Consider the following 2,959-nt stretch of genomic DNA (forward strand, 5'->3'; position numbering starts at 1 on the left):
AAACGTTTCTGGCGGGCTTGCATCCCTCCCGCGAAACAGAATGAAGGCTACCCGCACGACCTCATTGAAACTGGTTTGCGTCAACCCTGCCGCAGGCGCTACCCGCGGGCGGCACTTAGAGCCAGAATGCTCCGCTCTTGGAGCAAATAGCTCCCTATCCTTGCGCTCTGGACCAGAGGCAGTCGCTTGGCCGAGAGAGGCGGTTTAGTGACTGAACCGCCCGGGTTAGAAGAACACGTAAGTGATCATCCTATAACGGCGCTCGTGAACGTCGTGGGAGCAGGTGGGAGTGCGGCCTAGGTGTTTACCAGTGCCGTCCTCAAGCGCGATAGTCCTAGTCTGTGTTTTCCGCCAATTTACCGACCGGTGGCAACCGTTCGCCGGGTCGAACGCGAAACAAACGGGTTCTGGTCTTTGGCGAACTAAAAGAGGTATCACGTGATCTCAGGACAGGCGGATCTTTGCTCTCCATCGCATTTCAATTGGGCCGCACATCTTCGGCGATCAGCCGTGAGATCCTGCGCAATGGCCGCCGCATTGCCTATCCGGCGGCAGCTTCGGTACAGGCGGCATGAGATCGTGCCTTGCGCCCCGAAGCATGCAACCCGGTGTTGGCCCACGCAGTATCTTTTTAATCTGCGTCGCAGTTGGTCGCCCGAACATATTGCGGACAGGCTCAAACGCATGGTTCGGGGAGACGTGCAAATACAGGTGTTGCATGAGACGATCCATTGAAGCCAGTATTTCCAGGCGTGTTGGTTGCATAAGAAAGAGATGGTGGATCAACTGTGCGCCTGGTGCACGGTGCGCCGATAACGATATGCCAGCCTCAAGCGCAACGGTGTTGAACAGTTCAAAGATGCCGTCTCGATCAGCGAAAATCCAGCCTGCATTGAGGATGGCACCGGTCCTGGGCATGGCGAGGCGACCTGATCGGTGGTTCCGAATACAGCAATCCCGCGCTTCCTACCAAACACCGTGACACCAGTTTCAATGTTCTCGGCCACACCCGCCCCGATGCGGATTCCAGCCTTTGTTGCCGCCGTCATCGCCACATAGCTCGTTGTGCATTCTGCAATACGGTTCCTGCGCCATGCCCGTTAAAGCGCGCCCTGAATCGTCCAGGAGAAATCACTGTTTGCTCCCCCCAGCGATATACGGCGAGAAATCGACCTAATGCAGGGCGATGATTTCAGATCCAACCCTGATTGTATCTCGACATTTAGATGTGCTTTTTTTGGCAATACAGGCGCGCCTCCACCCAAAGAGACAATTTTACTCCGGTGTTACCTTCCGGATCAGAGGCAGAAGCCAATTAAGGACAAGCGCTAGGAAGCCACTGCCATTCCGAGCGCGGCGCATGCCAGAAGGCGGCGCGAAGGCCACAAGGGCTCGCTCATGGGCATTAATCAACTCCCGTCGGACCCGGTCCTCTTGGTACACCGCATCGTCAGCCAGATTCTCGTCGCAAACCAAAATCTCAGTCGGCACCTACCGCAACCGTCATGACGATCGTCATCCCAGAACCCGAACAAAACACGGCTCATTCCTTACGCCAAACAACGAGCAGATTTACCAAAGCCTGGGAGCTCACTCACGCAGGGCGCAGAGACCTCTCTCAAAGGTTGTTAAGATTGAGACGTACAGCCAATGACAGCCTTGGGCTGTCGTGTAGCGTTATGTGCGAGTCGCTTAGAAAATAATGGATAGAAAAGTACGTGGCTAGTTTCACAGAGATCTTTGCCATGGTTGTCTGTACCGTTGGATTGTATTTCCTTTTGGCCGCCTTTGCTCAAGCGGTAGTTGATGCGCATGGGTTCAGCGAGTATTCGAAGCGGCTGATCCATTTCACGATGCCATCGCCTTTGTTTCTATGGCTTTTGTCGATCGTAACGTTATTGAATTGGGGTGTCTTGGTTTCAAAGGGGCAATCGACGACCCAAGGTAATTCGCAACAATCATCCAGCTCGGGCGCGAACAATGACTGATGCTTTCCCTCCATCAACTCGCTGGATTGCCGAATACGCCAACACTGTCAGAATTCCGTTTTTATTGGATCAGTACTGTTTCGGCAATTCGTTGTTTGATTTTGCCGTGGAAGAAGGCAGTCGTCAGGTTTGGTACGAGCTGAATGAGGGGTACTGTATCGAGTCAACACGTGATCGCCATTTGGGACCCAAAAAGGTGTTTGCACCTCTCAGCCTATGCAAAGCCGAGATCGCCGTCAGATTGAAAGTAATATTGTTTTTGGATAGGATTTTCTTCGGGCAAAAACTGACGAACTTTGCATTCAGGCTTGGGGTTATATTCGTGTTGGAGAAAGCAATGTCTGAAAACCCTAAGCCTTTTGATGGTTCGACATTTGCTCGCGTAGCCCACGAAGATCTTGCTATAGAACACGCTCCAACAATTCTGGTATCACGCCTCCGAATGTAAGAGTCCGAAAACTGATTAGCACATCGCTAAACATGCAGTATGAGAAGTCCACCGCAACTTCGGTTGTTTGTTTTAACTGCGGGTCGTGAACTAGCTTCTTGTTGAGGAGGTCGACAAGGAGCTCACGCCTCTGGTCGCGGCCCTGTTTTTCGAGCCGACGGTTCCCGGATCCGGGCGGTTCAGCCACTTGAAAACCTCTATCAGCCAAGCGAGTGCCTGTGATCTAGAGCGTAAAGATAAGGAGCTATTTGTCCCAAGTACGGGGCATTCTGGATCTTGGTATCGTCGGCGAGTGGTGCCTTAAACTGAGCTACGCCTTGGTCCAGCGTTTTGGTGCGATGGGCGATAGCCCCACGTCAACTCGGGTTATCATTGTGGGAGGACATGGCGGACCGGAGTATTGGATATGGATGTGTCGATGCAAAACGCCGTTCAGGTTGGCTTCCTGGGCCCGGCACTTGTGTGGTCCCATAATCCACATTAGCTCAGTGGTGTCAGAGGGGGCGAGTGCACGTTGGGATCC

3 protein-coding genes are annotated in these 2,959 nt (G+C 53.1%); 2 read left to right on the top strand and 1 reads right to left on the bottom strand.

The window, feature by feature from the left end; genetic code table 11:
* Positions 1-782: 782 nt before the first annotated feature.
* Positions 783-1,049: a hypothetical protein gene (locus ACR0BU_RS24595; RefSeq protein ID WP_480739555.1), complete on the bottom strand. Its 267-nt coding sequence runs from the start codon at positions 1,047-1,049 to the stop codon at positions 783-785.
* Between the two features lie 669 nt (positions 1,050-1,718).
* Here ACR0BU_RS24595 and ACR0BU_RS24600 point away from each other — a divergent pair.
* The gene (locus tag ACR0BU_RS24600) at positions 1,719-1,988 is read left to right on the top strand and encodes a hypothetical protein (RefSeq protein WP_480739556.1); all 270 of its coding nucleotides are present in this window, start codon (positions 1,719-1,721) and stop codon (positions 1,986-1,988) included.
* A complete protein-coding gene (locus ACR0BU_RS24605; protein WP_480739558.1) occupies positions 1,981-2,436 on the top strand; it encodes a hypothetical protein in 456 nt (151 codons plus the stop codon). The genes ACR0BU_RS24600 and ACR0BU_RS24605 overlap by 8 nt, the downstream gene beginning before the upstream one ends.
* The last annotated feature ends 523 nt before the right edge of the window (positions 2,437-2,959 follow it).

The sequence above is a fragment of the Ruegeria sp. CK2 genome, assembly GCF_056536585.1.

What these genes read in the sequence shown, in the direction of transcription:
- ACR0BU_RS24595 (WP_480739555.1), bottom strand. Translation starts at nt 1,049, where the DNA reads ATGACGGCGGCAACAAAGGCTGGAATCCGCATCGGGGCGGGTGTGGCC.
- ACR0BU_RS24605 (WP_480739558.1), top strand. Translation starts at nt 1,981, where the DNA reads ATGACTGATGCTTTCCCTCCATCAACTCGCTGGATTGCCGAATACGCC.